The organism is Sphingomonas faeni, from assembly GCF_030817315.1.
Taxonomy (GTDB): Bacteria; Pseudomonadota; Alphaproteobacteria; order Sphingomonadales; family Sphingomonadaceae; genus Sphingomonas; species Sphingomonas faeni_C.
Genome location: NZ_JAUSZF010000001.1, coordinates 3,766,279 through 3,774,077, shown reverse-complemented (window position 1 = coordinate 3,774,077; position 7,799 = coordinate 3,766,279). Strand labels below are relative to the sequence as shown.

Sequence of the window (7,799 nt, the reverse complement as noted above, 5' to 3'; positions counted from 1 at the left end):
CCCCTCTAAGACCACCTAACAGAACCGTCAAACGGTTTTTTACAGTTTCAGGTCAGTTTTCGGAAAGTCACCCGCCAAGAGCTGAGCGGGGCCGAGGCGGTATGGTGCGGTAGCACCTCACCCGGCACTCCAGCTTCTCCGCGCCGAACCAGAAATACAAAAACCGGCGCACGCTGGTCAGCGTGCGCCGGTTCTGTATCGCAGCCATCCGGCCATCAGCCGGAATGACGTTACTTGCGGAGCGTGAGACCGCCACCGAAACGCTTGTTGAAGCGCGCGACCTGGCCGCCGGTGTCGAGCATCGTGCCACGGCCGCCGGTCCATGCCGGATGCGCGAGCGGATCGATCTCGAGCGTCATCACATCGCCTGCCTTACCCCAAGTGGTACGGGTCTGGTACTTGCTGCCATCCGTCATCTGGACGGTGATCATGTGATAATCGGGGTGCGTATCGGGCTTCATGGGACTTCTCCGGTAGGTGGCTGGTTCCGACCAGCCTGAAAAGGAAGGCGCGCCCGTACACGGACGCGCCCGAATTTACAAGAATGCGTGCCCTGACGCTCGCGTCAGGCTTTCGGCGGGTCGGCGATCATCGCCGTAAAGTTCGCCTCGGCCACCAATTGGCCATCGACCATAGCGCGGCCGGCGAACTTGCATACCGAGCTACGCTTCTGGACGAACGTGACTTCGAGCTTGAGCAACACGCCGGGCTCGACCGGCTTGCGGAACTTTGCACCGTCGATCGCCATGAAATAGACGAGCTTGCCCGACCCGGCGAGCCCAAGCGACTCGACGGCGAGGATCCCCGCCGCCTGCGCCATCGCCTCGACGATCAGCACGCCTGGCATGATCGGGCGTCCAGGGAAATGCCCCTGGAAGAACTGCTCGTTCATCGACACCGCCTTGATCGCGGTGATCGAGGTGTCGAGGATCAGATCCTCGACACGATCGACCAGCAGCAACGGGTAGCGATGCGGCAACGCGGCCATGACGCGCCCGATATCGAGCGGGCCCAGACCGGTTTTAGCCGGACCCGTCTCGGCAGGGCCGGTCTCGGCAGTTTCAGTCACCGACTCGGTCACAGGCCGACCTTAACGACCCTGCGGCGTGCGCGTTGCGGCAGGTGCGCGACCCGCTGCTGCAGGAGCAGCGCCCTGCTGCTGCTGGCCACCCTGCTGGTTCGGCTGCCAGTTCGCCGGCACGGCCGTGCTGACGGTCGGCACGAGACGATCGAGCTCGGTCGTGATCGCGGCGGTGATGTCGGCGGTCGGCTGTGCGAACAGCGCGGCCTCAGGACGCAGTAACAGGCTGACGTTCTTGGCACGAACGGCAGCCGTCACGGCGTCGCTGAGCTTCGCCTGGATCTGCTCGATCGCGTATTGCTGCGCGCGCTGGGCAGGCTGCGTCAGGCGAGCGAGTTCCTGGTTCGCCGCGTTCTCACGCGTCTGGATCGCCTGAGCCTGTGGGCGGAGCGTCGCTTCGGTCGCGCCGGGCGCACGCTGTGCGGTCTGGAACGCGGTGACCAGCGGCTGCAATTCGCGAGCTACGGCCTGACGACGGGTCTCGGCCTGGTCGAGCTGTGCCTTGTAGGTCGTCTCGATCTGGGCGCGGGCTGCGGTCCAGGCCTTCGAGTTGGCGATCGCACCCTGCGCGTCGGCAACGGCGATGCCCGAAACCTGTGCATCGGCAGCGGTCGCGGTCATGGCGGCAGGCGCGACGAGCGCCGCGGCGAGGAGAAGCGTCTTGAACGTCGTCATCAGAACTGTGTCCCTACGTTGAAAGTAATAAGCTTGGGGTCGTCGCCCTTCTGCGTGAGCAGGGCCTTGGCGAGATCGATACGGAGCGGGCCGAACGGCGAGTTCCAATTCACGCCGATACCAACGGACAGGCGCGGCTTGGCCGAATTTCCGAGGAAGGTTTCCTGGAACGGCGCGGTGCCCGGTACGACCGTGTTGACCTCGCCGCCGACGCATGCCGCGCCAGTCGCACCCGGCGTTGCCGAATATCCGGTCTGGCACGTCGTCTGGCGAACCGTCGGAGCGGTTGCCCCTGCCGGCGTATAGACGTTGTTGTACACGATGTTGTTCGCAGCATCACGCGCCGGAAGCGGCTGGTAGACCGGGTTGCCGTTCTTATCGAGCGTGAAGTCGAACGTCGCTGTCGGCAGCGGCTGCTTGATACCGAACAGACTGCCGATCTGTGCGTAGATCGAAGGCCGCAAGCCTAGCTCACGTGCACCGGAGCCCAACGGGATCTCGATCTCCGCACGCGCCAGATAATAGGCGCGACCGCCAAGCGCATCGTCCTGAATCTGATCACGCGACGTCTGTACCGTCTGCGTGCCGTCCGCGTTGTTGATATAGCTCGCACGAAGCACACGCGGGCCTACGCCTCGAATGTCAAAGCCGCGGAACTGTGGCTCGCCGAGATAGAAGCGATCCGTGATCCGGATCGGATCGCGTCCAGGGCCGGGGCTCTTCTCGAGCGGATGGATATAGCCGCCCTCTGCAATGATCGAGCCGATGAACCCGCTGCCGAGATTGGCGTACTTGGAACCCTCGAGGCGCGTGCGGATATACTTCACGTCGCCGCCCAAGCCCGCAAAGTCCTGGCTGAACGAGAAGCGCGAGCCCGCGGTCGGTCGCAGGCGGCTGTTGAGCGTATCGCGACTGAGCGAGTATCCGACCGACGACGTCCACCGGTTGCCGATTGCGTCGCAGAGATAGTTACCGGCCTGGAGGCGGTTGCACGTCCCGTCGGGGTTCAGGAACTGGTTGTCGAGGCTGACCTCGTCATACGACAGGCCATACCGAGCAGACAGCGACCAGAATTCGGTGAGCGGTACGCCGGCACGGAGCTGGAAACCGGTCGAGACCTGCGAATAGTTGGTCTGGCGATCATTGCCATTGAAGCTGAACGAGTTGTAGTCGCGGCGGAAGATGTCGCCGCCGATCGCGATGTTCTTGTCGAACAGATACGGCTCGGTGAACCCCAGCTCGACCGACTTCGAGTAGCTCGAATAATTGACGCCAGCGCGCAGTTCCTGGCCCTTGCCGCGGAAGTTGCGCTGCGTGATGTTCGCCTGGATGATGAAGCGCTCGAGGCTCGAATAGCCCGCCGACAGCTGGAGCTCGCCGGTCGATTTCTCTTCGAGGTTCGTCTCCAGGATCACGCGATCGGGCGCCGATCCCGGCAGCTGCTTGATCTCCATCTTGTCGGCGAAATAGCCGAGCGAGTTGATGCGATCCTGCGAGCGCTTGACCTGGAAGCTGTTGAACGCGTCGCCCTCGGCCAGGCGGATCTCGCGCCGCACGACCTTGTCCTGCGTCTGCGTGTTGCCGTTGATCTCGATCCGCTCGACATAAGTGCGCTTGGCTTCGGCGATGTTGAAATTAATCCCCATCGTCAGCGTCTCGGCGTCCTTCTGGAACTCCGGGTTCACTTCGGTGAACGCATAGCCGAACAGGCCCGCGGTCTGGCTGAGGTTGTCGACCGAATCCTCGACCAGCTTCGCGTTGTACCAATCGCCCTTCTTCAGCGGCAGCGAGGCTGCCAGCTTGGTGTTGTCGAAGTCGCGGATCTGGCTGTCGACGGTCACGTCGCCGAACTTGTAGCGCTTACCTTCTTCCACCACGTACGTGATGATGAAGTCCTTCTTGTCCGGCGTCAGTTCGGCAACGGCGGACGTCACGCGGAAATCGGCATAGCCCTGCGTCAGGTAGAACTGGCGAAGCTTCTGCTGATCGTAGGACAGGCGATCCTGATCGTAGCTGGTGGCCGACGAGAGCAGCCGGAACAGGCGCGACTGCTTGGTCGCCATCTGGCCGCGGATCTGGTCGTCGGAGAACACCTCGTTGCCGAGGATGTTGATCTGGCGGACCTTCGACTTCGGGCCTTCGCTGACTTCGAACACCACGTCGACACGGTTCTGGTCGAGATTGACCATCTTCGGGTCGATCACCGCGGCGAAGCGGCCCTGGCGACGATACAGCTCGATGATCCGCGCGATATCCTGGCGGACCGCGGTGCGCGTGAAGATCTGGCGCGGCGCGAGCTTGATCTCTTTCGTGATCTTGTCGCTTTTCAGCGCCTTGTTGCCCTCGATGATCACGCGGTTGATGATCGGGTTCTCACGTACGCGCAGCACGATGTTGCCGGTCTCGACACCCGCGATCGAGTAATCCGCGAACAGGTCGCTGGCCTGGAGATCCTTCAGCGCCTGATCGAGCGTCTCCGCGGTGTAAGGGATACCGACGCGCAGCTTGGTGTAGCTGAGCACCGTCTCGCCTTCGATGCGCTGCGATCCCTCGACGCGCAAAGTCTTTATCGTTCGCACGGATACGGGTGCGCCGACGGGCGTTACTACAGGCGGAGCGACTCGCGTCGCACCGTTCCGGGCCGCCGCTCCGGTGGGCGCGGCAGCAGGCCCAGTAGAAGGCGGGGCGGCGGGTGCCGTCTGCGCGAACGCGGGGACGCCCGACAGGATCGTTCCTGCAAGCAGCAGGGCGCCCTTACGCGCGAAATCGTAACCGTTGATCGCTGTCACCAAACCCACCTTAAAAACGTGCACATACAAGGCGCGCCCGCCCTGCCCTATCGTGGTCAGCCGATCAAGCCGGCCAAATTCTTCCAGAGCCCGAAATTACCGAGATCGTTGAAGGTCACGAGCAGCATCAGCGCGAGGATCGCGGCGAGGCCACCGCGGAACGCCCATTCCTGAACCTGCGGCTCGACCGGGCGCCTGCGCACCGCCTCGATCGCATAGAAGAACAGGTGACCGCCATCCAGCATCGGCACTGGCAGCAGGTTGATGAACCCTAGATTGATCGAAACCAGCGCGATCAGGAAGACATAGGCGTCGAGCCCGAGCGACATCTGCTCGCCCGACACCTTGGCGATGCTAAGCGGCCCGCCGAGTTCCTTCACCGAGCGGCGCCCTGTGATGACCTGCCCCAGCGTCTCGACCATCATCGAGACGATCTGTCCGGTGCGCTTCACCGCGACGACCGGCGCCTCGAACAGGCTGACGGGGACGATGACGGGCTTGCTGCCGGCGATGCCGAGGCGACCGATCCGATATTCGTTGCCGAAGCGATCGCGCTGGAGTTCGGTGCCGATGACGAGATCGCGCGAAAGTGGTTGGTCACCACGGATCGCGTCGACACGGGTCCGCTCGCCGGCGCGAATACGGGCATAGCGCGCCATGTCGTCGAACGTTTCGACCGACCGGCCGCCAATGCCGGTGATCCGATCGCCAGCCTGAAGGCCCGCCGCGGCAGCCGCGCTGCCCGGGACGGTGCCACCAACGATCGGCGGCATGCGGATGTCACCGTACGCGAACGCGAAGCCGGCGAGGATCAGGATCGCGACGACGAAGTTCACGACCGGGCCGGCGGCCACAACGATCGCGCGCTGCCATACGGGCTTGGACTGGAAGGTACGCTGGCGTTCTTCGGCGGGGAGCGACAGCCATTCCGCGGAGGGCTGGCTGGCCGGGTTCATGTCGCCGGCGAACTTCACGTAGCCGCCCAGCGGTAGCCAGCCGAACTTCCACCGCGTGCCACGCTTGTCGGTGAAGCCTGCGATCTCGCGTCCGAAACCGACCGCGAAGGCATCCGCCTTGATCCCGAAATAGCGCCCGGCGAGGTAATGTCCCATCTCGTGTATGAACACGAGGGGCCCGATCACCGCAGCGAACGACAGGACGGTCAACAGGATACCGGGAGTTTCGATCAAACCGCGTAATCCTTCAATGGCCGGCCTTCACCGACTGGCCTTCACACGCTCGCCCGCCAAGACCCGCGCTTCCGCGTCGATCGCCAGTACGGCATCGACGCTGTCCGGCGCGGCCGGGTCATAACATGATAATGTATGTTCGACGATTGCGGCAATTTCGAGGAAGCCGATGCGCCGTTGCAGGAAAGCCTCGACCGCTACCTCGTTGGCGGCGTTGAGAATTGCCGGTCGCGCTCCGCCGGCGTCGAGCGCCTCGCGGGCCAAGCGGAGCGCCGGGAAGCGGACCGGGTCGGGGGCCTCGAAGTCGAGTCGGCCGATTGCGACCAGATCGAGCGGGGCCATCGGCGTCGCCATCCGGTCCGGCCAGGCGAGCGTATGCGCGATCGGCGTGCGCATGTCGGGGGGGCCGAGCTGCGCGAGAACCGATCCGTCGACATGATCGACGAGGCTGTGGATCACGGATTGCGGGTGGATGACGATCTCGATCCGGTCATGCGCGATCGGGAACAGTCGCGCGGCCTCGATCAGTTCGAGACCCTTGTTCATGCAGGTTGCCGAATCGACCGAGATCTTCGCGCCCATCGACCAGTTGGGATGCTTGACCGCCTGTTCGAGCGTCACGCCGCGCATCTGTTCGGTGGTCCAGTCGCGGAACGGCCCGCCGCTGCACGTCAGGATGATACGGCGGACACCTTCGGGGCGGCTCGCGTCGAAGCACTGGAAGATCGCGTTGTGCTCGGAATCGGCAGGCAACAGCGTGGCACCGGTCCGTTTGGCCGCGGCGAGGATGACGTCGCCGGCGGAGACCAGCGGCTCCTTGTTGGCGATCACGACGGTGCCGCCCTGCTCGATCGCCGCCATCACCGGCTTCAGACCCGCGCAGCCGACGATTGCGCCCATCGTCCAGTCGGCGCCCGATGACGCCGCCTCGGCGATTGCCTCGGCACCACCGCCTGCTCGGATGCCCGTACCGGCCAGTGCCTCGCGGAGTTCGGGAAGACAGCCCTCGTCCGCCACCACTGCGAACTCGGCCTTGGTCCGGATCGCGGCCGCAACGAGCTTGGCGACGTCGCAGTTCGCGGTCAGCGCGACGACGCGGAAGCGGTCGGGCTCACGCTCGATCAGGTCAAGCGTCGAGGTGCCGACCGAGCCGGTGGCGCCCAAAATCGTGACGGTCTTCATGCGTAGAGATGCGGCAGAATGACGAGGAACGCCGCGACCGGCGCGACCGGGACCAGTCCGTCAAGGCGATCCATTACGCCGCCATGTCCGGGCAGGATGTTGCCGCTGTCCTTCACGCCTGCCATTCTCTTCAACCAACTCTCGTAAAGATCGCCCATCTGCGCGAGCACGGCGAGCATCGGCGTCGCGAGCGTCATCCGCATCGGCAGGCCGTATTGCGTGTGGAGCACCGCCGCGACCGCGCTCGCCAGCACGACGCCACCAATGAGCCCCGACCATGTCTTGTTCGGGCTTATCACCGGCGCGAGCTTGGGTCCGCCCAGCGTCCGCCCGGTGAAGAACGCACCTATATCGCAGGCCCATACCAGCGACAGCGCCCACAGCGTGTAGAGGATACCCTCGTCCTGGCGCCGGATGATCATCAGCGCGAGCACGGGGAGCCCGCAATAGACGATGCCGAGCGCCAGCTTGGGCTTGCGCGTCGTGATGACGACGAAGAACGCGGCACCTGCGAGCAGGCCCAGCGTGAAGAAATCATGGATGACGAGAATCAGCGACGCCGGCGCCATCAGCGCGAGCGGGACCGACAGCGCGAACTGAGTCATCCGCTTGGTCTTGGCGTCGACGCCCTGAAGCATCGACCATTCCGCCATCATGAACAGCGCCGCGAGGATACCGAGCAGCCAGAACGCGATCCCGCCGAGCGTCAGCGCGATGCTGGCGACGACGATCATCGCGACGCTGGCGATCATCCGCAGTTTGAGATTGGACGGCGTTCGAAGCACCTGATCGGGTGCTTTCGCGGGGTCTGGCAGGGTCGTCAAAAGGCCACTCCAACCCGAATATCGTTTCCCCGCGGAGGCGGGGGTGCAGGGTTACGCA

At 64.2% G+C, this 7,799-nt stretch carries 7 protein-coding genes; all 7 read right to left on the bottom strand.

Annotated elements, in window-relative coordinates; genetic code table 11:
- Positions 1-230 precede the first annotated feature (230 nt).
- The 7 genes from rpmE to QFZ54_RS17440 all read right to left on the bottom strand — a co-directional run bounded on the left by rpmE (position 231) and on the right by QFZ54_RS17440 (position 7,669).
- Positions 231-461 (bottom strand): 50S ribosomal protein L31, encoded by a 231-nt coding sequence (gene rpmE, locus QFZ54_RS17470; protein ID WP_307089185.1) that lies wholly within the window; start codon positions 459-461, stop codon positions 231-233.
- 104 nt (positions 462-565) lie between these two features.
- Entirely contained in the window at positions 566-1,015 is a 450-nt protein-coding gene (gene fabZ / locus QFZ54_RS17465; RefSeq protein WP_307089544.1) for a 3-hydroxyacyl-ACP dehydratase FabZ, read from the bottom strand.
- A gap of 75 nt (positions 1,016-1,090) precedes the next feature.
- Entirely contained in the window at positions 1,091-1,756 is a 666-nt protein-coding gene (locus QFZ54_RS17460; RefSeq protein WP_307089183.1) for an OmpH family outer membrane protein, read from the bottom strand.
- Positions 1,756-4,548, bottom strand: a complete 2,793-nt coding sequence (gene bamA / locus QFZ54_RS17455) for an outer membrane protein assembly factor BamA (RefSeq protein WP_307089542.1) — start codon at positions 4,546-4,548, stop codon at positions 1,756-1,758. The genes QFZ54_RS17460 and bamA overlap by 1 nt, the downstream gene beginning before the upstream one ends.
- Positions 4,549-4,601: 53 nt before the next feature.
- Positions 4,602-5,735 (bottom strand): RIP metalloprotease RseP, encoded by a 1,134-nt coding sequence (gene rseP / locus QFZ54_RS17450; protein WP_307089182.1) that lies wholly within the window; start codon positions 5,733-5,735, stop codon positions 4,602-4,604.
- Positions 5,736-5,762: 27 nt separating this feature from the next.
- Complete coding sequence (locus QFZ54_RS17445; protein WP_307089180.1) at positions 5,763-6,917, bottom strand: 1-deoxy-D-xylulose-5-phosphate reductoisomerase; 1,155 nt, start codon at positions 6,915-6,917, stop codon at positions 5,763-5,765.
- Positions 6,914-7,669, bottom strand: a complete 756-nt coding sequence (locus tag QFZ54_RS17440) for a phosphatidate cytidylyltransferase (RefSeq protein WP_307089540.1) — start codon at positions 7,667-7,669, stop codon at positions 6,914-6,916. Before QFZ54_RS17440 ends, QFZ54_RS17445 begins: the two co-directional genes overlap by 4 nt.
- Positions 7,670-7,799: the final 130 nt, after the last annotated feature.

Coding starts and splice junctions, on each gene's coding strand:
- rpmE (WP_307089185.1), bottom strand. CDS start 461: ATGAAGCCCGATACGCACCCCGATTATCACATGATCACCGTCCAGATG.
- QFZ54_RS17460 (WP_307089183.1), bottom strand. CDS start 1,756: ATGACGACGTTCAAGACGCTTCTCCTCGCCGCGGCGCTCGTCGCGCCT.
- QFZ54_RS17440 (WP_307089540.1), bottom strand. CDS start 7,669: ATGATCGCCAGCGTCGCGATGATCGTCGTCGCCAGCATCGCGCTGACG.
- QFZ54_RS17445 (WP_307089180.1), bottom strand. CDS start 6,917: ATGAAGACCGTCACGATTTTGGGCGCCACCGGCTCGGTCGGCACCTCG.